18 protein-coding genes are annotated in these 21,234 nt (G+C 71.3%); 14 read left to right on the top strand and 4 right to left on the bottom strand.

The genetic code is table 11. From position 1 onward, the window contains the following. Nucleotides 1-124 precede the first annotated feature (124 nt). Nucleotides 125-1,333: an imidazolonepropionase gene (gene hutI / locus AC5L38_RS13025; protein ID WP_495243024.1), complete on the bottom strand. Its 1,209-nt coding sequence runs from the start codon at nucleotides 1,331-1,333 to the stop codon at nucleotides 125-127. A gap of 987 nt (nucleotides 1,334-2,320) precedes the next feature. Here hutI and AC5L38_RS13020 point away from each other — a divergent pair. From AC5L38_RS13020 to AC5L38_RS12995, 6 genes are read left to right on the top strand one after another with little or no spacing between them, the layout of a single operon-like run. Further along, complete coding sequence (locus AC5L38_RS13020; protein WP_495243023.1) at nucleotides 2,321-3,205, top strand: STAS domain-containing protein; 885 nt, start codon at nucleotides 2,321-2,323, stop codon at nucleotides 3,203-3,205. After that, the gene (locus AC5L38_RS13015) at nucleotides 3,205-3,585 is read left to right on the top strand and encodes an STAS domain-containing protein (RefSeq protein WP_495243022.1); all 381 of its coding nucleotides are present in this window, start codon (nucleotides 3,205-3,207) and stop codon (nucleotides 3,583-3,585) included. Before AC5L38_RS13020 ends, AC5L38_RS13015 begins: the two co-directional genes overlap by 1 nt. After that, nucleotides 3,582-3,983, top strand: coding sequence for an anti-sigma regulatory factor (locus tag AC5L38_RS13010; protein ID WP_495243021.1), 402 nt, complete (start codon nucleotides 3,582-3,584; stop codon nucleotides 3,981-3,983). The genes AC5L38_RS13015 and AC5L38_RS13010 overlap by 4 nt, the downstream gene beginning before the upstream one ends. After that, nucleotides 3,971-4,981 carry an ATP-binding protein gene (locus tag AC5L38_RS13005; protein WP_495243020.1) on the top strand — a complete coding sequence of 337 codons (1,011 nt, stop codon included), beginning with the start codon at nucleotides 3,971-3,973 and terminating at the stop codon, nucleotides 4,979-4,981. The genes AC5L38_RS13010 and AC5L38_RS13005 overlap by 13 nt, the downstream gene beginning before the upstream one ends. Further along, nucleotides 4,978-6,660: an ATP-binding response regulator gene (locus AC5L38_RS13000; RefSeq protein ID WP_495243019.1), complete on the top strand. Its 1,683-nt coding sequence runs from the start codon at nucleotides 4,978-4,980 to the stop codon at nucleotides 6,658-6,660. Before AC5L38_RS13005 ends, AC5L38_RS13000 begins: the two co-directional genes overlap by 4 nt. Next, entirely contained in the window at nucleotides 6,653-8,233 is a 1,581-nt protein-coding gene (locus AC5L38_RS12995) for a SpoIIE family protein phosphatase (RefSeq protein WP_495243018.1), read from the top strand. Before AC5L38_RS13000 ends, AC5L38_RS12995 begins: the two co-directional genes overlap by 8 nt. 165 nt (nucleotides 8,234-8,398) lie before the next feature. Here AC5L38_RS12995 and hflX read toward each other — a convergent pair whose 3' ends face one another. Together hflX and AC5L38_RS12985 are read right to left on the bottom strand one after the other, a co-directional pair. Continuing rightward, entirely contained in the window at nucleotides 8,399-9,769 is a 1,371-nt protein-coding gene (gene hflX / locus AC5L38_RS12990; RefSeq protein ID WP_495243017.1) for a GTPase HflX, read from the bottom strand. A gap of 252 nt (nucleotides 9,770-10,021) precedes the next feature. Continuing rightward, nucleotides 10,022-10,705, bottom strand: coding sequence for a DUF4097 family beta strand repeat-containing protein (locus AC5L38_RS12985; protein WP_495243016.1), 684 nt, complete (start codon nucleotides 10,703-10,705; stop codon nucleotides 10,022-10,024). Between the two features lie 245 nt (nucleotides 10,706-10,950). On the opposite strand from AC5L38_RS12985, the gene aceB reads away from it, so the two are divergent. The 6 genes from aceB to AC5L38_RS12955 all read left to right on the top strand — a co-directional run bounded on the left by aceB (nucleotide 10,951) and on the right by AC5L38_RS12955 (nucleotide 18,195). Next, nucleotides 10,951-12,537 carry a malate synthase A gene (gene aceB / locus AC5L38_RS12980; protein ID WP_495243015.1) on the top strand — a complete coding sequence of 529 codons (1,587 nt, stop codon included), beginning with the start codon at nucleotides 10,951-10,953 and terminating at the stop codon, nucleotides 12,535-12,537. Between the two features lie 109 nt (nucleotides 12,538-12,646). Then, entirely contained in the window at nucleotides 12,647-13,285 is a 639-nt protein-coding gene (locus AC5L38_RS12975) for a DUF1016 N-terminal domain-containing protein (RefSeq protein ID WP_495243014.1), read from the top strand. A 100-nt stretch (nucleotides 13,286-13,385) separates the two neighbouring features. Then, a complete protein-coding gene (locus AC5L38_RS12970) occupies nucleotides 13,386-14,843 on the top strand; it encodes an FAD-binding oxidoreductase (RefSeq protein ID WP_495243013.1) in 1,458 nt (485 codons plus the stop codon). Further along, nucleotides 14,843-16,123 (top strand): FAD-binding oxidoreductase, encoded by a 1,281-nt coding sequence (locus AC5L38_RS12965; RefSeq protein WP_495243012.1) that lies wholly within the window; start codon nucleotides 14,843-14,845, stop codon nucleotides 16,121-16,123. The genes AC5L38_RS12970 and AC5L38_RS12965 overlap by 1 nt, the downstream gene beginning before the upstream one ends. Nucleotide 16,124: 1 nt before the next feature. Continuing rightward, nucleotides 16,125-17,372, top strand: a complete 1,248-nt coding sequence (locus AC5L38_RS12960) for a (Fe-S)-binding protein (RefSeq protein WP_495243011.1) — start codon at nucleotides 16,125-16,127, stop codon at nucleotides 17,370-17,372. A 52-nt stretch (nucleotides 17,373-17,424) separates the two neighbouring features. Continuing rightward, on the top strand, nucleotides 17,425-18,195 hold the full coding sequence (locus tag AC5L38_RS12955; RefSeq protein WP_495243010.1) for an IclR family transcriptional regulator: 771 nt from the start codon (nucleotides 17,425-17,427) through the stop codon (nucleotides 18,193-18,195). A gap of 195 nt (nucleotides 18,196-18,390) precedes the next feature. On the opposite strand, the gene AC5L38_RS12950 is transcribed toward AC5L38_RS12955, so the two are convergent. Beyond that, the gene (locus AC5L38_RS12950; RefSeq protein WP_495243009.1) at nucleotides 18,391-19,320 is read right to left on the bottom strand and encodes an SPFH domain-containing protein; all 930 of its coding nucleotides are present in this window, start codon (nucleotides 19,318-19,320) and stop codon (nucleotides 18,391-18,393) included. Nucleotides 19,321-19,489: 169 nt separating this feature from the next. Between AC5L38_RS12950 and AC5L38_RS12945 the strand changes: the two genes are divergently transcribed. Together AC5L38_RS12945 and AC5L38_RS12940 are read left to right on the top strand one after the other, a co-directional pair. Further along, nucleotides 19,490-20,122 carry an RNA polymerase sigma factor gene (locus AC5L38_RS12945; RefSeq protein ID WP_495243008.1) on the top strand — a complete coding sequence of 211 codons (633 nt, stop codon included), beginning with the start codon at nucleotides 19,490-19,492 and terminating at the stop codon, nucleotides 20,120-20,122. Further along, complete coding sequence (locus AC5L38_RS12940) at nucleotides 20,119-21,204, top strand: CU044_5270 family protein (protein ID WP_495243007.1); 1,086 nt, start codon at nucleotides 20,119-20,121, stop codon at nucleotides 21,202-21,204. Before AC5L38_RS12945 ends, AC5L38_RS12940 begins: the two co-directional genes overlap by 4 nt. Nucleotides 21,205-21,234: the final 30 nt, after the last annotated feature.

Below are 21,234 nucleotides of genomic sequence, written 5' to 3'. Positions count from 1 at the left end.
CGTGAACACCGCGAACCTCGAACCTCGCGAACACCGCGAGGACCGCGCGAACGGCGAGGACCGCGCGAGCGTTGAGGAACCGTGCGGGCGAGGGCGAAGGCGGATACTCCGGAAAGGGGGAGGTCTACTGGACGGGGGTGCCGCCGCGCCAGACCCGGCGGGGCTTGAGGCCGAAGGACCAGGCGAAGGCGCCCTCGTGGTCGGCGTCCCACTGGACGATGTCGGCCAGGCGGCCGGGGGCGAGAACACCGCGATCGGGAGCGCCGAGGACCGTCGCACCACCGAGGGTGGCGGCCCGGAGGGCGTCGCCGACGCTCATGCCGAAGGCCGCGACGGCGAGGCTGATGACCAGGGACATCGAGGTGATGCCGCAGTGGCCCGGGTTGTGGTCGCTGCCGAGGGCCACGGTGACCCCCTGGGCGAGCATCCGGCGGACCGGGGGCAGGCTGCCACGCTGGAGGGCGGTCCCGGGGCAGACCACGGCGGGGACGCCGTAGCGGGCCAGGATCGCGATGTCCTCGTCGGTGGTGTGGTGGAGCAGGTCGGCGGAGGCGCAGCCGAGTTCGGCGGCGAGCTGGACGGCGCCGCGCCGGGTGTAGGCGCCGGCGTGCAGGCGGGGCAGCAGGCCGACGTTGCGCCCGGAGGCCAGGACCCAGCGGGCCTCCTCCGCGGTGAAGTGGCCCTCGTCGCAGTAGACGTCGACACCGTCGGCTCCCGCCGCGGCGGCGTCGGCGCACCAGGCGCCCACGGCCTCGACGTAGTCGCGCTGGCGGCCGAAGTATTCGGGCGGGACGACGTGCGCGGCCATGAAGGTCACGTGCACCCGCGGCATCATCGGCTCTTTCTCCAGCTCGCGCAGGAGTCGCACGTCGGCCAGCTCGCCGTCACGGGTGAGGTGGTAGCCGGTCTTGGCCTCGATGGTGGTGGTGCCGCTGAGCAGCCAGTCGCGAAGTCGCTCGCGGACGCCGTTGCAGAGCGTCCAGGGGTCGGTGCCGCGGGTGACCGTCACGGTGGAACCGATGCCGCCGCCCGCCGCGGTGATCGCGGAGGGGGTGGAGCCGCTGGAGCGCATCGCCATCTCGGCGTAGCGGTTTCCCGCGTAGACCGGATGGGTGTGCGCGTCGATCAGGCCGGGAGTGACCAGCGCGCCGCCCAGGTTCTCGACATGGTCGACGTCGACGATGTCGTCGACGACGCCGGGCACGCTCTGCGGAAGATCCGCGGCGCGGCCGACCCAGGCGATCCGGTCGTTGTGGACGAGGATCGCCGCGTTGCTGAACACGTCGTTTCCGGTCCAGAGCCGGCCGATGTTGGTCAGGAGGCGGACCGTCATCGCATCACCGCCTTGTGTTCAGGGGAAGACACTCGGAGGAGGAAGGCATCCGGACGGGGCGAGCCGTTCCGGACGTCGCCGGGCACCGTGCCCTTCAAACCCACTGTGAGTCCGGACGGCATCGGGGGTCTCCTGCTCTCATCCGCTTATCTGTTGTGCGGCGACAGTATCGCCGAGATCATGATCGGGCGATTTCAGTTCAGTTACGTTATTTCACAAGTCGGCCCGCTGTACAGGCTAATTGGGAAGAACGCCGCCCCTCCGCGACCGCACCTCACCCGCCGGCTCGACGATCACGTGTGGCGTTGAGCAACTTTCCACAGCTCAGACTACTTCTTCATCGCCCGTAACAGTAGTCACCAGAGCAACTTGCGTCATAACATCTCGCTAGATTTGCCTTATGGTAGCAATCCAAACCTTGGGCGACCACTGTCACTTTTGAGGCTTTTGTACGTTTTCGCGTTCTTGTAGTGCAGCCCTCACGGGCTCCGGAACGCAAGTTTTGGCATTGAAACACCGCTCACCACCACTCTAAGCTGACGCCCGGAAGGCTCGCACCCTCTCGGCTCCCCCTCCCCCGGCCCTCCGCGCCCCCTCCGCGCCCCCTCCGCGCCCCCTCCGCGCCCCCTCCGCGCCCCCTCGGCCCGCCCCCTTCCCAGCCCTCCGCGGCCACCCGCGGCCCTCCTCGGCCCTCCGCGACCACCCGCGCCCTTCCCCGACCCGCCCTGGCCCCCCGCGGCCCCCCGGGGCCCCCGGGGCCCCCCGGTCACCCGCGATCTCCACGGGCTCCGCGCGGGTCACCTGTCCCGGAAAAGACGGATCACCTGTCCCGGAGGACACCCGCGAGGCCCGTAACGTGATACGTCCGACCCGGTCCCCCCACCCTCCTGAAGCTCTGACCACAAGCGGCCCAGCGAACCCCCAAAAAAGGTTGTAAGCAGGACGTTCCATGTAACCTTTCGTGCGAGTTGTCTCCAGGTCGTACGCATGGGAGTTGCCTTGTCCGTCCACGCGGACGCCGGTCGGCGTCGCATCGAAGAACTTTTCCAGGAGCACGAGGCGCGCATCCTCAAGCGCTGGCTTGAGATCGCCCGTTCCTCCACCGGCGGGACCGGCAATCAGGCGGATCGCGGAGGACTCGCCGACCAGTTACGCGAGCTGTACCAGGCGCTGCGCCAGTCGTTCGGCGACTCCGGCGACCTCAGCGATCTGCGCGGCCTGCTCGCCGAGCTCTCCCGGGACCGTGCCCGCCAGGGATTCACCCCGACCGAGACCGCGATCGTGGTTTTCGGCCTGAAGGAGGCGCTCTACGAGATCGTCGAGGAGGACGGCTCTCCGGAGGCCTTGCGAGGTTTCATCTGGTTCTCCCGGGTAATCGACGACCTCGGGCTCTTCACCATGGAGAGCTACGCGTCGGCCAGGGAGAAGATCATCATCGATCAGGCGGAGCAGCTGCTGGAGCTGTCCACCCCGGTGGTCAAGCTCTGGGACGGCATCGTCGCGGTGCCGCTGGTCGGCACGCTCGACTCGGCCAGGACCCAGGTCGTCATGGAGAAGCTGCTCCAGACGCTCGTCGACACTGGCTCCGAGCACGCGGTCATCGACATCACGGGCGTGCCCGCCGTCGACACCGAGGTCGCCCAGCACCTGCTCAAGACCGTGGTGGCGGCCCGGCTGATGGGCGCCGAGTGCGTGATCTCCGGCATCCGCCCGCAGATCGCCCACACCATCGTCACCCTCGGCATCGAGTTCGGCGACATCGTGACCAAGGCCACCCTCGCCGACGCGCTGGCCCACACGCTGCGGGCGAGCGGCGTCAAGTTCGTCAAGGGCGGGGAGTCTCGCATCGCGGTACGGACGGTGGAGGGCTGATGGACCGCGTCCCCATCCTCAAGCTCGGCGACATCCTGATCGTCTCCATCCAGATCGACCTGCAGGACATGAGCGTGCTCGCGCTCCAGGAGGACCTGTCGGAGAAGGTGGTCGAGACCGGCGCGCGAGGGGTGATCATCGACATCACCGCCGTGGAGATCGTCGACTCCTTCATCGGCCGGATGCTGGCCACCATCGCGGCGATCTCCCGCATGCTCGACGCCGAGACGATCGTCGTCGGCATGCGGCCGGCGGTGGCGATCACCCTCGTCGAGCTCGGCCTCTCCCTCGGCGGTGTGCGCACGGCGCTCAACCTCGAGAAGGGTGTCACGCTGCTGAACCAGATCGAAAACTCCGAGCGCTCCACGGCCGCCTGGTGACGATCGCGGAGGAGTTGCCCATCAACGTCAGCGGCGACGTCGTGCTGGTCCGCCAGCACGTCAGGACCGTCGCCGTGAACGTGGGCCTGTCCCTGGTCGACCAGACCAAGGTGGTGACCGCGGCCAGCGAGCTGGCCCGCAACGCCCTGGTCTACGCGGGAGGCGGGCAGGTGAGGGTCGAGGTCGTCCACAAAGGCGTGCGGAAGGGCCTGCGGATGGTCTTCAGCGACAACGGACCCGGCATCCCGGACATCGATCAGGCACTGACCGACGGGTGGACCAGCGGCGGAGGCCTCGGCCTCGGCCTCAGCGGCTCCCGCCGCCTGGTCGACGAGTTCGACCTGGAATCGACTCCCGGTGAGGGCACGTTGATCACGGTGACGAAATGGGCGCGCTGATCCGTTCCCAGCACGACACCTGGGTACGGGCGGAGGACGCCAGCGCGATCGGCGCCCTTCGCCGTACCGCCGTGACGCTCGCGGAGATCCGCGGGTTCAGTGAGGAGGACACCGGGCGCGTCGCCGTCGCGGTGAGCGAGGCCGCGTCGAACCTGGTCAAGCACGCGACCGAGGGGGTCATGCTGATCCGCCCTCATCCGGAGCTGGACTCGGCCGTGGAGGTCCTCGCGATCGACCGGGGGCCGGGGATGGGCGACGTCTCGCGCGCCCTGCGCGACGGCTACTCCACCACCGGCACGCTCGGCATCGGGCTGGGCGGCATCGCCCGGATGGCCAGCGGGTACGAGGTCCACTCCATCCCCAGCCGGGGCACCGTCCTCGGCATGTACTTCGTCGCGCAGGGCGCCCCCCGCCCTCCGTCCCGGGTGAGCGGCCTGACCCGCCCGATCGGCGACGAGACCGTCTGCGGCGACGCGTTCGTGGTCACCGAGGAGGGCGCCACGACGACCGTGATGCTCTGCGACGGCCTCGGCCACGGCCCCGCGGCCGCCCAGGCCTCCCAGGAGGCGGTACGGCTGTTCCTGCGGCACGCGGACCTCGCCCCGGTCACCGCCCTGGAGCGCATCCACGCCGGCCTCGGCCACACCAGGGGCGGCGCGGTCGCCGTGGCCCGCGTCGACGGCGCCGCGGGGACGGTGAGCTTCGCCGGCCTCGGCAACGTCTCCGCGTGGATCGCCCACAACGACGGCCGCCAGGGGATGATCTCCGTCCCGGGCATCGCCGGTCACAAGGCCAGGACCCTGCGCCAGTACGAGTACACCGTGCCGCCGCACAGTGTCGTCCTGCTCCACTCCGACGGCCTGACCGAACGCTGGGACATCACCTCCTACCCGGGGCTCGTCACGCGCCTGCCCTCCGTCGTCGCGGGCACGCTGCTGCGCGAGGCCGGGACCCGCAGGGACGACGCCTGTGTGGTGGTCGTCAGGCCCGGCGCATGACCGGGGACGAGTTGGTCCGGATCCATGTCCGTGACGACCAGGACGTCTTCGCCATGCGCAAGCTGGGCCGCGAGGTGGCGGAGAGCGTGGGGCTGGAGACCCAGGACCAGATCCGGGTGGCCACCGCGCTGAGCGAGATCGGCAGGGAGTTCGTCGAGGCGGGAACCGACCTCTCCGTCTCCTTCCGGCTGGTGCGGGAGGCCCTGCTCGTCGCGGTCGACTTCCCGGCGAAGGCCGACTTCCGCCCATCGGACGGCGTGACGCTGGCGGGGCGTCTCGTCGACCTCATCGAGCTCGATCCCGCAGAGGGAAGAATCAGCATGGTCAAACGGCTCCCGCAGGGCCGCCAGCCGAGACTCTCGGCAGAGGAGATCCGCGCCAAGGTCGCCGGTTCGGCACCCACCACCGCCCTCGACGAGCTTCGCAGGCAGAACCACGAGCTCGCCACGACCCTGGAGGAGGTCCTGCAGCTCAACACCGAGCTGCAGGAGACCAACCAGGGGGTGCTGGCGCTCTACAACCAGCTGTCCGAGGAGCTGGAGGAGACCAACCGCGGCGTCGTGGCGCTCTACGCCGAGCTGGACGAGAAATCCGCGCAGCTCCGGGCGGCGAGCGACGCGAAGAACAGGTTCTGGGCCACCGTCAGCCACGAGCTGCGCACCCCCCTCAACTCGATCATCGGCCTGGTCCGGCTGCTGGTGGGCCCCGGCGGGGATCCGCTCGCCACCGAGCAGCTTCACCAGATCAACCTCATCGGCTCCTCGGCGGAGACGCTGCTGTCGCTGGTGAGCGAGCTGCTGGACATGGCGAAGGCCGAGGCGGGCAGGCTCGATCCACAGCCCTCCATGGTCGACCTGGTGGCCCTGGCCGAACGGCTGCGCATGACGCTGCACCCCACCACCGGCAACGACGGGGTGACGCTCACGGTGGAGGTCTCGCAGGCGCCGCAGGAGATGCTGGTGGACGAGATGATGCTCACCCGCATCCTGCGCAACCTGCTCTCCAACGGGCTGAAGTTCACCGAGCGCGGCGAGGTCAAGCTGGCGGTGAACCTCGACGCGACCACCCAGGATCTGGTCTTCACCGTGACCGACACGGGGATAGGCGTGCCCGAGGAGCACCTGGAACGCGTCTTCGAGGAGTTCTTCCAGGTACCCGGGCCGATCCAGGTGCGGAGCAAGGGGACCGGGCTCGGCCTGCCGTACGCCCGGCGGCTGGCGGAGGCGCTGGGCGGCGCGCTGCAGCTGACCAGCGTCGCCGGGTCCGGCACCACGGTCACCCTGAGGCTTCCCTACCGGCACGACGGGGCTCCCGTCGTCGGGCGGGTGCTCGTCGTGGACGACGACGAGGAGTTCCGCGCCGGCGTACGCCGGATGCTCACCGGGTTCGCCGCGCACGTCGACGAGGCCTCCGACGGACTGATGGCACTGGAGATGATGAAGGAGAACCCACCCGACATCGCGCTGGTGGACCTGCTGATGCCCCGCCTCGACGGCACCGCGCTGATGCTGCGGATGTCGGACGACGAGCGGCTGCGGGAGATCCCGGTGGTCGTCGTGACCGTCGCCACCTCACGCCAGGTCCCCGAGCGGGCGCACATGATGATCCCCAAACAGGGGCTCCGCCGCGACATGCTGCTGGAGGCGATGGAAAGCGCCCTCGGACGCGTCGATGGGTAACAACGGGGCGACGGTGCTGGTCGTGGACGACACCCCGACCAAGCTGTACATCCTGTCGAGCTGGCTGCGGCGCTCGGGGCACCAGGTCGTGCAGGCCACCGGCGGCATGGAGGCGCTCGTCAAGGTCAGGGAGCTCCGGCCGGACCTCGTCGTCCTGGACGTACGGCTGCCCGACATCAGCGGCTACGAGGTCTGCGAGCAGATCAAGGCCGACCCGGCGACGTCCTCCATCCCGGTCATCCAGATCTCCGGGGCGGCGATCACCCCGGCCGACCGGGCACACGGACTCGAACGCGGGGCCGACGCCTATCTGGCCGAGCCGGTCGAACCGGACGAGTTCGCCGCGACGGTCGAGGCCACGCTGCGCTACTACCGCGCCCGGCAGCGGGCCGAGCTGATGGCCCTGCGGCTGGCCGCCCTCACCGAGGTCACGCTCTCGATGAACTCCGCCGAGACGTTCGACGAGCTCCTCGCCACGGCCGTCGAGGGAACCTCACGAATCCTGGGGCGGCACGCGGGCACGCTCGCCCTGCCCCCCGACGGCCGGACCCGCAGGTTCTCCGCGTTCCCGTCGGAAGGCGCCGTCGCCAAGGTCGCGGCGCCGAACACGCTGCCCGGCCTGAGCGCGATGTCCCTGGGCGGCGCCGCCGGCACCCAGGTCTTCACGGTCCCGGCCGCCGACTGGGTGAACCTGATGCCCGACTCGACCCTCGGCCGTGACGTATCGGCCGTGGTCTGCCGCACCAAGCTGGGCCGCCCTCCCGTCTACCTCGGGGTGGTGGCGGATCCGGCGCTCGACACCGACGAGTCCAACGTGCTGCGCCAGCTCGGCCAGGCCCTCGCCCTCGCCGTGGACGCGCTGCGGGCGTACGCCGAGGAGCACGCGATCGCCCTCACCCTGCAGCGCAGCCTGCTGCCGGCGCGGCTCCCCGAGACCCCCGGGGTCGCGATCAGCTGGCGGTACCAGCCGGCGGTCGACAACGTCGAGGTCGGCGGCGACTTCTACGAGGTCCTGCGGCTGGGCCACCGGGTGCTCATCGCCATCGGCGACGTGCAGGGGCACTCGCTGCTGGCCGCCACCGTCATGGCGGAGCTGCGCCACGCGCTGCGCGCCTCCGTCATCGGCACCTCGGACCTCGGCGCGTCGATGGCGCTGCTCAACGAGGTGCTGCGGCGCTACCACCCCGGCATGACCGCCACCGTGTGCCTGCTCCTGCTCGACCCGGCGACCGGGGAGATGGAGATCGCGAACGCGGGGCACATCCCGCCCCTGTTCGTCGCGGACGTCCAGGCCCGCTACCACCGCCTGGGCAACCTCCTGCTGGGGGTGGCCGAGGAGACCTACCGGGTCGACCGGGTGAGCGTCCCCGAGGGAGGCTCGGTGCTGATGTTCACCGACGGGCTGATCGAGGACCGCGACAAGCTGCTCGACGAGAGCCTGGAGATCGTACGGCATCTGGCGGAGCGGGTGGAGAAGGACCTGGAGGTCTTCTGCGACCGGCTGATCGAGCGGTTCGGCGCCAGGGAGGACGACGTGGCGCTGGTGATGTTCCGCCGCGAGGCACGTCGCTGACAGCACCGGAGCGCCAGCGGACGGCACCGGTCGGCACCGGTGCGCGGACGGACCCGACGGGCCGGGAACGGTCGTCTGAAGCGACCGGTGCCGGGCAGGCGAACGGCCACCCGGGGTGACCGGTGCCGTGTCGGCACGGCGGTCACCCCGGGTGGCCGTTGAGGATCAGACTGCGGTCTCGACCGGTTTGGCGGTCTTCTCCAGCTCGGCGAAGAGGCCGGGCAGGACCCTGGCGTGCAGGACCGTGCCGTCGCCGGTGTGCTCGACGCCGAGAACCTCCCCCTCCTTGTGCGCCCGGGAGATCAGGTCGCCGCGCTCGTACGGCACGAGAAGCCTGATCTCCTGGTCGAAGCGGGGCAGCTCCCGCTCGATCACGGCCCTCAGCTCGTCGAGCCCGGCACCGGTGCGGGCCGAGACCACGACGGTGCGGCTCTCCTTGGCGGTCAGCTGGGCCAGCACCACCGGGTCGGCGGCGTCGGCCTTGTTGATGACCACGATCTCGGGGATGTCGCGGGCGCCCTCGATGTCGCCGATCACCTCTCGCACCGCGGCGAGCTGCGAATCGGGGTCGGGGTGCGAGCCGTCGACCACGTGCAGGATCAGGTCGGCGTCGCCGACCTCCTCCAGCGTGGAGCGGAACGCCTCGACGAGCTGGTGCGGCAGGTGCCGGACGAACCCGACGGTGTCGGCCAGCGTGAACAGGCGGCCGTCGGGCGTCTGCGCCCTGCGGACCGTCGGGTCGAGCGTGGCGAACAGGGAGTCCTCGACCAGCACTCCCGCGCCGGTCAGCCGGTTCAGCAGCGAGGACTTGCCCGCGTTGGTGTATCCGGCGATGGCCACGGCGGGAACCTCGCGCTGCGTGCGCCGCGAGCGCTTGGTCACGCGGGCGGTGGTCATCCCGCCGATCTGGCGGCGCAGCTTGGCCATCCGCTCGCGGATCCGGCGGCGGTCCAGCTCGATCTTGGTCTCACCGGGACCGCGACCGCCCATGCCGACGCCGCCCGCGGCGCGGCCGCCGACCTGGCGCGACAGGTTGCCACCCCAGCCTCGCAGGCGCGGCAGCAGGTAGTTGAGCTGCGCGAGCTCGACCTGCGCCTTGCCCTCGCGGCTCTTGGCGTGCTGGGCGAAGATGTCGAGGATCAGCATGGTCCGGTCGATGACCTTGACCTTGACGATCTCCTCGAGCTGGCGGAGCTGGCCGGGGCTCAGCTCCCCGTCGCACACCACGGTGTCGGCACCGGTGGCGGAGACGATGTCGGCGAGCTCCTGTGCCTTGCCCGAACCGATGTAGGTCGCGGTGTCGGGCTTCTGCCGGCGTTGGATCAGCCCTTCGAGGACTTCCGAACCCGCGGTCTCGGCGAGAAGCTTCAGCTCCAGGAGGGAGTTCTCGGCGTCGGTCGCCGTTCCGGAGGTCCAGACGCCGACCAGGACGACCCGCTCAAGCCGCAGCTGGCGGTATTCGACCTCGGTGACGTCTTCCAGCTCCGTGGAGAGGCCCGCCACCCGGCGGAGTGCCTGGCGCTCGGCCAGGTCCATCTCACCGTTGTCGAGCAGGTCGTCGAATCGGTCGATGTCCAGCGGCTCACGAGTGTCTATGTCGTCGCTCCATTCAGATGGTTGGTGCGTATCGTTCTTCCCGTATGAGTGAACGCTCGAACACCCCGGGTCTCTTCCCCTCGATGGTGCCACGGGAACCCCCGCGCCATCACCTGGTTATCACCACTTCGTCCCCACCGGACCCCGGCACCCCCTGATCTGGGCGCCGGAGAACGCCTCGGGCCCGCGGCGTCAGGGCAGCAGGACCTGGGCGTCGCCGGAGCCCGTCCTCAGCGTGACCTTGCGGGGGGAGGCGGGGTCCTTGGTCACCTCCACGGTCTCCTCGCCGGAGCCGGTCTCGGCGGTGACGTCGTAGCCCTGCTGGGGAAGGTAGGCGACGACGTCGCCGCTCCCGGTCTCGATCCGGACTCCCTCCGGCGGGGCGGAGAACCTCGCCTCGACGTCGCCGGAGCCGGCCTCGGCGGTGAACCGCTTGGAGGTGAGGCCACCGGCCTCGATGTCGCCGGAGCCACTCGTGGCGTTCGCCTCCCCGGTCAGCCCGCGCATCGTGATGGTGCCCGAGCCGGTGTCGAGCCTGGTCGTGAGGCTCCTCGGGATCTCGACCTTGTAGTCGACCGAGCAGTTCCTCCGGCACTCGTCGCGCAGGGTGAGCGTGCCGCCGTTCACCGGGTGGCTGGGGGTGGGCTTGTCGCCGCGCCAGTGGATGGTCTCGGTCACGTGGACCGACTCCCGGTCCGACTCGGTGACCACGATGTCGCCGGAGCCGGTGGCGACGTCCAGGGCCGTCAGCTTGTCGGTGACGTCGTAGGAGACGACCTCCTGTTGCCGCTCGCGGAAGTCGAGGGCGAAGTCGCATCCCGAGAGCACGAACACCGACCCCACGACCGCCCCGGCGACCAGCATGTTCTTCCTCATGCGCTCAATCCTCGATTCCCTCGGGGAAGTCTTCGCCTCCCGTGTGCGACCGGCCCGTTCCGCCCCTCCGCGGAGGGTGCTGGTCTCACTGTGTCCGAGTACGCCTCCCAGATCATCGGGGAACTCCCCGAGCGACCCCTGAGGGAGACCCTGCCTTTGACCGGTAACCGACCCTCAAGTAGCGTCGATTCCACAATTCAGAATTACTTTTCCACCATGCGGAAATATGTGAGGAATGAGGACCCATGGACGGTGTGGAGATCGGCGGCCCCATCCAGGACCGCTTCGACGAGATCCTCACGCCGGAGGCGCTGGCCTTCGTGGCCGCCCTCCAGCGCGAGTTCGACGGCCGGCGCCTGGAGCTGCTTGAGGCCCGCCAGGCCCGCCAGGCCGAGCTGTCGGCCGGTGGCACCCTCGACTTCCTGCCCGAGACCAGGCACGTGCGCGAGTCCGAGTGGCGCGTCGCCCCGCCCGCGCCCGGCCTGGTGGACCGCCGCGTGGAGATCACCGGTCCCGTCGACCGGAAGATGACGATCAACGCGCTGAACTCGGGCGCCAAGGTCTGGCTGGCCGACTTCGAGGACGCCAACGCCCCCACCTGGGAGAACACCATCGGCGGCCAGCTCAACCTGCGCGACGCGCTCGACCGGACCCTGGACTTCTCCGCCGGGGAGAAGAGCTACGCCCTCAAGCCGGACACCGAGCTGGCCACCATCGTGGTCCGTCCCCGCGGCTGGCACCTGGACGAGAAGCACCTCACCCTCGACGGCAGGCCGTTCTCGGCCTCCCTCGTCGACTTCGGCCTCTACTTCTTCCACTCGGCGCGGCGGCAGATGGCCAAGGGCAAGGGCCCCTACTTCTACCTGCCGAAGATCGAGTCGCACCAGGAGGCCCGCCTCTGGAACGACGTCTTCGTCAGGGCGCAGGAGCTGCTCGAGATCCCCCAGGGGACGATCCGGGCCACGGTGCTCATCGAGACCTACCCGGCCGCGTTCGAGATGGAGGAGATCCTCTACGAGCTCCGCGACCACTGCGCGGGCCTCAACGCGGGCCGCTGGGACTACCTCTTCAGCGTGATCAAGAAGTTCCGCACCCGTGGCCGCGAGTTCCTGCTGCCCGAGCGCAACGCCGTGACGATGACCGCCCCGTTCATGCGCGCCTACACCGAGCTGCTGGTCAGCACCTGCCACCGGCGCGGGGCCCACGCCATCGGCGGGATGGCCGCGTTCATCCCCTCCCGGCGCGACCCCGAGGTCAACAAGGTCGCCCTGGAGAAGGTCACCGCCGACAAGACCCGCGAGTCCGGCGACGGCTTCGACGGCTCGTGGGTGGCCCACCCCGACCTCGTGCCGATCTGCCGCGACGTCTTCGACGCCGTCCTCGAGGACCGGCCGAACCAGCTCCACCGCCTGCGCGAGGACGTCTCCGTCTCCGCCGCCGACCTGCTCTCGGTCTCCAAGACCCCCGGCGACATCACCGAGGCGGGACTGCGCAACAACGTGGACGTGGCGCTGCGCTACCTGGCCGCCTGGATGGGCGGGCTGGGCGCGGTGGCGATCCACAACCTGATGGAGGACGCGGCGACCGCCGAGATCTCCCGTTCCCAGGTCTGGCAGTGGATCCACAACGGCATCGAGCTCGCCGACACCGGCGCCGTGGTGACCAGGGAGCTGGTCGAGAGGATCATCGACGAGGAGCTCGCCAAGATCGAGGCCGAGCCCGGCTACGACGAGGCCCTCTACGGTCAGGCCACCGCCCTGTTCAAGGAGGTCGCCCTGGACGACGACTTCGCGGAGTTCCTTACTCTCCCGGCGTATGCGCGTATGTCGTGACCTGACCACTCCGACGGTGAGGAATCCTCATCCCCCGGCGGGGATTCCTCACTCCGGGTGGTCGTCGAGGGCGGATGCGGGCGCCGGGCCGAGTGGATACTTTGCGTGCATGAGCGATGACAGGAACGGCGTAGGAGCCGATCGGGGCGAGTACGAAGCGCTGCTCGACGCCGTCAAGCGCGAGATCATCGGCAGCAGGGGGCGGGTGGCACTGCTCACCACCGACACCGAGCTGATCCGGCAGTACTGGCGGATCGGCCGCCACATCCTCGACCGGCAGCCCGACGACGAGTGGGGCAGGAGGGCGGTGCCCCGGCTCTCGGCCGACCTGCGCGGCGCGTTCCCCGAGGCCATGGGGTACTCACGGACCAACCTCCTCTACATGAGGGCCTTCGCGGCGGCCTGGCCCGACTCCATACCGCAGACGGCCCGGCCGATTCCCTGGGGTCACCACATCGTCCTGCTGGATATGCTGGACAGCAGGGCGACCAGGGAGTTCTACGCGCGCAAGACCGCGGACGAGGGATGGGCCAGGGGCGTCCTGATCACGATGATCAAGGGCCGGCTCCACCTGCGCATCCGCCGCTCCCCCTCGGGGCCCGCCCGCACGCCGCCCTCCCCCGCCGACTGCCGGGCATCGCAGCGGGCGGCCGGTGAGCCCCGCTTCGCCGGGCTCGTGGACGAGGGCCCGAGGCACGGCAGGAACGCCGGCGCCGCCGCGCTGAGCGAGAATTCGAGACACAGATGACGCGGACGACACGGGTGCCGTCCTCGATCGGCCGGCGCAGGCCGGAGATCACCGGCGGCGCCGGACCGCCGGGCGCGCCGGGCACGCCGGAGGAGGAACGATGTCGACGAAGACCCTGGACGAGCCGGCCCGCAGGTTCGAGGAACTCCTCGGCCCCGGGTCGGTCATCACCGATCCCGTACGGCTGCGCACCTACGAGTGCGACGGGCTGACCTACCACCGGGTCACCCCCGGCGTCGTGGTGCTGCCGGAAAGCGCCGAGCAGGTCGCGGCCGTGGTGAGGATCTGCAACGAGTACGGCCTGCCGTTCGTGGCCAGGGGCGCCGGGACCGGCCTGTCGGGCGGCGCCCTGCCCCGGGCCGACGGGGTGCTGGTGGTGACCTCGAAGATGCGGCGGATCCTCTCCGTCGACCTGCCGAACCGGCGGGCGACCGTGGAGCCGGGGGTCACCAACCTGGCGATCACCGAGGCCGTCCGCGACCTGGGCTACTACTACGCGCCCGACCCCTCCAGCCAGCAGGTCTGCACGATCGGCGGCAACGTGGCGGAGAACTCCGGCGGCGCGCACTGCCTGAAGTACGGCTTCACCGTCAACCACGTGGTCGGCCTGGAGATCGTCACCCCCGACGGCGACATCGTCGAGCTCTCCGACACCGATCCCGGCTACGACCTGCTGGGCGCGTTCGTCGGCTCGGAGGGCACCCTCGGCATCGCGACCAAGGTCGTCGTACGGCTGAGCAGGCTGCCCGAGGCCGTCACGACGCTGCTCGCGGCGTTCGAGGACATCGAGCGGGGCGGGCGGGCGGTGTCGGCGATCATCGGCGGCGGCATCGTGCCCGCCGCGGTCGAGATGATGGACGCCCTGGCCGTCGAGGCGGCCGAGGCGGCCGTGGCGTGCGCCTACCCCGAGGGCGCGGGGGCGGTGCTCATCGTGGAGCTGGACGGCCCCGCCGAGGAGGTCTCGCACCAGTTCGACGAGGTGACGCGGCTCTGCCGGGAGAGCGGCGCGTTCGAGATACGGGTCGCCGACGACCCGGCGGAGCGGGCCGCGATCTGGCGGGGCCGCAAGTCGGCGTTCGCCGCGGTGGGCCGGATCAGCCCCGCCTACATCGTCCAGGACGGCGTCGTCCCCCGGACCGCGCTGCCGGGGGTGCTGGCGAGCATCGACGCCCTCTCCCGCGAGTACGGCATCAGGGTGGCGAACGTCTTCCACGCCGGTGACGGCAACCTGCACCCGCTGGTGCTGTTCGACGACGCGGAGCCGGGCGCGGGCGAGCGGGCGGAGATCGTCTCGGGGAGGATCCTCGACCTGTGCATCGAGCACGGCGGCTCCATCACCGGCGAGCACGGCGTCGGCGTGGACAAGTCCAGATATATGCAGAAAATGTTCTCCGAGGACGATCTCAACACCATGCAGCTGGTGCGCTGCGCCTTCGACCCCCGCGGCCTGTCGAACCCGGGCAAGATCTTCCCGACCCCCCGGCTGTGCGGCGAGGTCCCCGGGGTCCGCAAGGGCGTGCACCCGCTGGTCGAGTCGGGACAGGCGGAGCACTTCTGATGGGAGCACTCTTGGAGGCGCTGCGCGAGACGGGCGTGACGATCAGGGAGGCGACCGCCGACGACGCGGTGGGCGGGGTCCCGCCGCGCTGGGTGGCCCTGCCGGAGAACACCGGGGAGGTCGCCGCGCTGATGCGCGTCTCGGCCGCCCACGACCTGGCCGTGGTCCCGGTGGGAGACGGCACCAAGCTCGACTGGGGCAACCCGCCCGAACGGTGCGACCTGCTGATCGACACCTGCTGCCTGCTCCTGGGCGACGGGTCCGGGGCCGAGCCGGGGGTCGAGTCGGGGGTCGAGCACTCCTCGGGCGACCTCGTGGCACGGGTCGGCGCGGGTCTGCCCCTCGACGTCCTCGGCGCCACGCTCGCGCGATCGCGGCAGGAACTCGCCCTGGACACCCCCCTGGGCGCCGGCACGGTCGGCGGCACGCTCGCCACCGCGGTCGCCGGGCCCCGCAGGTTCCGCTACGGCACCGCCCGCGACCTGCTGATCGGCATCACGGTCGTGCTGGCCGACGGCACGATCGCCTCCTCGGGCGGCAACGTCGTCAAGAACGTCGCGGGCTACGACCTGGGCAAGCTCTTCACCGGCTCGTACGGCACGCTCGGCGTCATCACCGAGGCCACCTTCCGCCTCCACCCGGTCCCCGCCGACCGCCGCTGGGTCACCGTGGACCTGCCGGGCCCCGCCGCGAACAACGCGCTCGCCGGGCTGGTCGCCGAGCTCGCCGCCTCGCAGGCCGAGCCGAGCGCCGTCGAGCTGGACTGGCCGGACCTCGCCGGCGGGCCTGCCGTCTCCGCGCTCGTCGAGGGGGTGGCGGCCGGCGCGCGGGCCGAGGCCGTGCGCAAGCCGATGGACGAGTACGGGAGCGCGCGGATCACCACCGAGGCGCCCGCCTGGTGGGCGGTGCCGCCCGGCGAGGAGGTGCTGCTGGAGCTGCGGGTCCCGCCCGCCGCGGCGTACCCGGCGCTGCGCGCGGTCGCCGCGCGCGGGCTGCCCGCGCGGGTGCGCGGGTCGGTCGCCTCCGCGGTGCTGCAGGTCGCGCTGCCTACGGGCGTCGGCGCGGCGGAGTTCGCCGGGTTCGTGACGGGCGTGCGCGACGACCTGCGGCGGCTCGGCTGCGCCCCCTGCGGGCTGACGGTGCTCGCCGCGCCCCCCGCCCTCGCGGGCGGGGTCGACCGCTGGGGCCCGTCGGGCGCCCTGCCGCTGATGCGACGGGTCAAGGAACGGTTCGACCCCGGCCGGAGGATGTCCCCCGGCCGGTTCGCGGGAGGGATCTGACGTGGACCCTGAGCTGATCAACGACTGCGTGCACTGCGGGTTCTGCCTGCCCTCGTGCCCGACGTACGTCCTGTGGGGCGAGGAGATGGACTCCCCGCGCGGCCGGATCCACCTGATGAAACAGCACGTCGAGGGCACCCCGCTGACGCCGGAGATGGCCGGGCACTTCGACGCGTGCCTGGGCTGCATGGCGTGCGTGACCGCCTGCCCGTCGGGGGTGAGGTACGACCGGCTGATCGAGCAGACGCGGGCCGAGGTGGAGCGGGTGCACGTGCGGGAGCCCGACGACAGGGCGCTGCGGGCACTGGTCTTCCAGCTGTTCCCCTATCCCCGGCGGCTGCGGGCGATGCGGCTGCCGCTGCGGCTCAGCGCCGGGCTGCGCCGGGCGGTCGCGCCGAGGCTGGAGCGGATCAACCCGTCCCTGGCCGCGATGGCCGACCTCGCTCCCCCGGCCGCCGACAGGGTGCGGCTGCCGGGCAGGGTCGCGGCGCGGGGGACGCGCAGGGCCACGGTCGGGATGCTCACCGGCTGCGTGCAGGGGGAGTTCTTCCCGCAGGTCAACGCGGCCACCGCCCGAGTGCTCGCGATGGAGGGCTGCGACGTGGTGATCCCGCCGTCGCAGGGCTGCTGCGGGGCGCTGTCACTGCACTCCGGCCAGGAGCGGCAGGCCCTGCGGTTCGCGAAGCGGACGATCGCCACCTTCGAGCGGGCGGGCGTCGACACGATCGTGGTCAACGCCGCCGGGTGCGGGTCGACGATGAAGGACTACGCGGAGATCCTGGAGGGCGAGGACGGCGACTGGGCCGACCGGGCACGGGCGATCAGGACCGTCGACCTGGCGGAGTATCTCGTCGCGCTCGGCCCGGCGGCCGAGCGGCACCCGCTGCCGATCACCGTGGCCTACCACGACGCCTGCCACCTGGCCCACGCCCAGGGGATACGGTCCGAGCCCAGGAAGCTCCTGGAGGGGGTGCCCGGCCTGGAGGTGAGAGAGATCGCCGAGTCGGCGATCTGCTGCGGCTCGGCGGGGACCTACAACCTGTTCCAGCCGGAGACCGCGAGGGACCTCGGCGACCGCAAGGCGGAGCGGGTGCTTGCCACCGGCGCCGACCTGCTGGTCTCGGCCAACCCCGGCTGCACCATGCAGATCGCCTCGGCGATCCGCCGCCGGGGCGAGGCCCCCCTTCCCGTGGCGCACACCGCCCAGGTCCTCGACGCCTCGCTGCGCGGGCTGGCGGGGGTGCCGTGAGCGGGGGCCTCGTGGGCGGGCGGCCCGGCCGGTACGGGACCGAGGGGGCCGCATGAGCGCGGTGCAGTCGGTCGACCGGGCGCTGGACGTGCTGGAGGCCCTGGCCGAGCGGGGCGGCGAGGCCGGGCTCTCGGAGATCGCCGCCAGGACCGGACTGCCGTACGGGACGATCCACCGGCTGCTGCGCACGCTGCTCGCGCGGGGCTACGTGCGCCAGGAGTCCGACCGCCGCTACGCCCTGGGCGGCGCGCTGGTGCGGCTCGGCGGGGTGGCCGAGCGCATGGTCGGCGTGTGGGCGCAGCCGTACCTGACGAGGCTGGTCGAGCTGTCGGGCGAGACGGCCAACCTGGCGGTGCTGGAGGGTGACTTCGTGGTCTACGTCGCCCAGGTGCCCTCGCCGAGGCGGCTGCGGATGTTCGCCGAGGTCGGCAGGCGGGTGCTGCCGCACAGCACGGCCGTGGGGAAGGTCCTGATGGCCGGCAGGGCGGACGCCGAGGTGGCCTCGCTGGTCGAGCGGACCGGCATGCCGCGCAGGACCGCCAACACGATCACCGACCTGCCGGGGATGCTCGCCGAACTGGAGCGGGTGCGGGAGCACGGGTACGCGATGGACCTGGGCGAGGAGGAGCTGGGCGTGCACTGCCTGGCGGTGGGCGTACGGGACGGGGCGCGGACGATCGCCGCGCTGTCGGTGTCCGGACCGGCCGAGCGCATCACCGCGCTCGACCGGCGCGACCTCGCCGAGGGCATGCGCAGGATCGCGCACGACTTCGGTGCCGAGCTGGGCCCGGTCATGCCCGCCGGGGCGGACGGCACGGCGTAGGAAGGCCACGGGCACGGGACCGTCCGGCGACGGCCCCCGCCCGACGGGGTTCCGGGCGGAGGGACCGACGGCCCCGGAGGCCACCGCGAACGGCGGCCCCGGGGAACGACGTCGAGGTCAGCGGGTCGGCGGCCCTGAGGGGGACGTCGAGGTCACCGGACCAGCGCCCCCGAGAGGAACGTCGAGGTCAGCGGATCAGCGGCCCGGAGGGGTGATGTTGAGGTTGCTGCCCTGCGGCACCGGGACCACGCTGACCTGCCCCTTCTGGATGGCCTGCCAGAGCACGGCGCCCTGCGGGCCGAGGACCCTGACGAGATCCTTGATCGATTCGATCTCGGTGCGGACCTTGGCGTTGCGCTGGGTCTGCGCGACGTTCTCCGCCTTGGCCGCCTGCTCCGAGGCGAGCGCGGCGACCAGGGCCTCCGGCGGCTCGGGCTTCTGGATGGTGAGGGAGATGTCACCGCACTGCCCGCTGCCCCCGTAGTTCTGGTTGCAGAAGTAGTCGCCCCCGGCCGTCGCCTTGATGAACTCCCTGGCGAGCTGGCCGACCCGCGCCTCCCACGCCTGCTTCACCTTCGGGTCGTTGAACAGCCCTCGCCACTCGAACTCCTGCGAGGCGGCGTCCATCGCGCGGTCCAGCGGCACCCGCATGTAGATGTTGAGCATCCGCCGCCAGCCGTCGGACGACTCGCCCTCCTCGTAGTAGGCGCGGAACTTCAGCCCGATCTTCTCGTGGAACTGCTGCAGCGTCCTGCAGTCGGTGTTCAGCGTGAACGTCGCCACCCCGGACACGGTCATCTCCACGTTGTCCTTCGAGACGACCGACAACGGCTTGGACTCGGCGTCGTCCGCCCCGGAGAAGTCGAAGGTCCGCTGGCCGAACGGGTAGGAGTACCCGTTGTCGCCGGGGCCCAGGAGCGTGGCGCCGCTGGAGGGGTTGATGCACTTCTCGAACTTGATGGCCTCCAGGACGCCGCCCGCGTAGTGCAGGACCACCTCGTCGGGCTGGGTGCTCACCCGCGAGCACGCGCTGAGGGCGAACCCGGAGACCACCAGCAGGGCGACCGTGAGGAGGAACCCCTTCAGCAGCAGCCGTCTGCCGCCCCCGGCCTTCTGAGCGCTCATCATCTCTCCCTTTCGCACCCGTTTCGTGAAGGCGGATCCTAGTGGCGGCCGATCACGGGCGGTGGTACCTCCGGCGACTCGACGCCCAAGGGAGACATATACATCTATGGAACCCGATACCGGTGACCGGCGGAGTAGGAGGTGAGAGCGCGGACGCGCTCCGGTAAGGATGCACCGTGACAACGACTGGACGAAGCGGGTGGTGACACTGGGTCTCCCCCAACGGGCCGACGCCCTCCCGTCGCTCCCACCCGCCGGCGACGCGACCGACGCGACGCTGATCGGCGAGTCCCTGACGGCCCCCGACAGGTTCGCCGGGCTCTTCGACCGCCACGCCGACGAGATCCACCGGTACGTGGCGCGGCGGCTGGACGACGTGACCACGGCCGACGACGTGACGGCCGAGACGTTCCTCGTCGCCTTCCGCAAGCGGGCCCGGTACGACCTCGGCCGCGCCGACGCCAGGCCCTGGCTGTACGGGATCGCCTCCAACCTGATCTCCGGCCACCGCAGGTCGGAGACCCGCAGGTTGAAGGCGCTCGCCCGGCAGGCTCCCGAGCGCGCGGCCGAGTTCGAGGACCGCAGCGCCGAGCGCGTCACCGCCGACCGGCTCAGGCCCGCCCTCGCCGCCGCGCTGGCCGGGCTCGGCGCCGCCGAACGGGACCTGCTCCTGCTGGTGGCCTGGGCCGACCTGTCCTACGAGGAGGCCGCGCAGGCGCTCGGCATCCCGATCGGGACCGTCAGGTCCCGCCTTTCCCGTACCCGGATCAAGATCCGCCGCTCCCTGGAGTCGCACAGATGAACGATGACGAGATCCAGCTGGTGGCCGCGATCCGGCCCGAGGCGCCCGCGTACGACGAGAGGGCGAGGCAGGCGGCCCGGCGGGGGCTGGCCGCGGCCGCCACGCCGCGGGCCCGGGGATGGGCCCCGCGGTGGCGCGGGCCGTACGTGATGGCGGTGGCCGGGGCGCTCGCGGTGGCGGTGGGGGCGACCGCGATCACCCTGACGGGTTCCCAAGGTGGTTCGCGGGGAGCCGTGCGGGAGGTGGTGGTGACGATGCCGGAGATCGCCGAGGTCTCGGCGAGCGAGGTGCTCGACAGGGCGGCGCGGGCCGCCGCGAAGACGGACCTGGCGCCGCGCGACGACCAGTTCGTCAAGGTCGAGTCGGAGACGATGTACGGCTCCTTCAGCGGCATGGGGACGAACGCGGAGACGGGTGAGACCGAAGGGGAGACCCGCTACCTCTACCGGACCAAGCGGGTCATCTGGCTGTCCGCCGACGGGACGAAAAACGGCTCGTTGCAGGTCGAACACCTGGAGCCCAGGGCCTACCCCGGCTGGCCGATCCCCGAGAGGGCGTACGAGCAGACCGGCGTCGAGACGCTCCCGCTGGTGAACTGCGGGAAGACCCCCGAGTACATGCGCACCGACCACGCGGCGCTCAAGAGGCTCCCCACGGACGCCGAGGGGATGCGCGCCCACCTCTACACCGGCGACCGGGGCGGCAACTCCAAGGACGAGGCGGCCTTCACCGCGGCGGGCGACATGCTCAGGGAGACCTACATGCCCCCGGCGCAGCGGGCGGCGCTGTTCAAGGCGGTGGCCACCATTCCCGGGGTCGACGTCACCAAGCGGGCCGAGGACGCGGCGGGCCGCGAGGGGATCGGCGTCGGCAGGGTCGGCGTCGACGGCGTCAGGCAGGACCTGATCTTCGACGCGAAGACGTACGAGCTGCTCGGCGAGCGCGGGATCGTGGTCGACGAGAAGGCCGCCAAGTCGCCCGGGGGCAGCCTGGTCGCCTCGACCGCCCAGCTCTCGGTCACCGTGGCCGACGAGGCTCCGGACGCGGACTCGGCGGAGGAGGAGGCGAGCCGCTGCGGCTGACGGCCGCTCCCGGACTCCCCGGGCGCGGGG

The sequence above is a fragment of the Streptosporangium nanhuense genome, from assembly GCF_059358815.1.
This window is presented reverse-complemented; position numbering and strand designations above follow the sequence as displayed.

Excerpts from the sequence above, each read along its gene's own strand:
- AC5L38_RS12955 (WP_495243010.1), top strand. The coding sequence starts at position 17,425 with ATGAGCGCGGTGCAGTCGGTCGACCGGGCGCTGGACGTGCTGGAGGCC.
- AC5L38_RS12995 (WP_495243018.1), top strand. The coding sequence starts at position 6,653 with ATGGGTAACAACGGGGCGACGGTGCTGGTCGTGGACGACACCCCGACC.
- hflX (WP_495243017.1), bottom strand. The coding sequence starts at position 9,769 with ATGGACCTGGCCGAGCGCCAGGCACTCCGCCGGGTGGCGGGCCTCTCC.
- AC5L38_RS12945 (WP_495243008.1), top strand. The coding sequence starts at position 19,490 with ATGCACCGTGACAACGACTGGACGAAGCGGGTGGTGACACTGGGTCTC.
- AC5L38_RS13005 (WP_495243020.1), top strand. The coding sequence starts at position 3,971 with ATGGGCGCGCTGATCCGTTCCCAGCACGACACCTGGGTACGGGCGGAG.
- AC5L38_RS12970 (WP_495243013.1), top strand. The coding sequence starts at position 13,386 with ATGTCGACGAAGACCCTGGACGAGCCGGCCCGCAGGTTCGAGGAACTC.
- AC5L38_RS12975 (WP_495243014.1), top strand. The coding sequence starts at position 12,647 with ATGAGCGATGACAGGAACGGCGTAGGAGCCGATCGGGGCGAGTACGAA.
- hutI (WP_495243024.1), bottom strand. The coding sequence starts at position 1,333 with ATGACGGTCCGCCTCCTGACCAACATCGGCCGGCTCTGGACCGGAAAC.
- AC5L38_RS12940 (WP_495243007.1), top strand. The coding sequence starts at position 20,119 with ATGAACGATGACGAGATCCAGCTGGTGGCCGCGATCCGGCCCGAGGCG.
- AC5L38_RS13000 (WP_495243019.1), top strand. The coding sequence starts at position 4,978 with ATGACCGGGGACGAGTTGGTCCGGATCCATGTCCGTGACGACCAGGAC.
- AC5L38_RS12950 (WP_495243009.1), bottom strand. The coding sequence starts at position 19,320 with ATGAGCGCTCAGAAGGCCGGGGGCGGCAGACGGCTGCTGCTGAAGGGG.
- AC5L38_RS12985 (WP_495243016.1), bottom strand. The coding sequence starts at position 10,705 with ATGAGGAAGAACATGCTGGTCGCCGGGGCGGTCGTGGGGTCGGTGTTC.
- AC5L38_RS13015 (WP_495243022.1), top strand. The coding sequence starts at position 3,205 with ATGGACCGCGTCCCCATCCTCAAGCTCGGCGACATCCTGATCGTCTCC.
- aceB (WP_495243015.1), top strand. The coding sequence starts at position 10,951 with ATGGACGGTGTGGAGATCGGCGGCCCCATCCAGGACCGCTTCGACGAG.
- AC5L38_RS12965 (WP_495243012.1), top strand. The coding sequence starts at position 14,843 with ATGGGAGCACTCTTGGAGGCGCTGCGCGAGACGGGCGTGACGATCAGG.
- AC5L38_RS13020 (WP_495243023.1), top strand. The coding sequence starts at position 2,321 with ATGGGAGTTGCCTTGTCCGTCCACGCGGACGCCGGTCGGCGTCGCATC.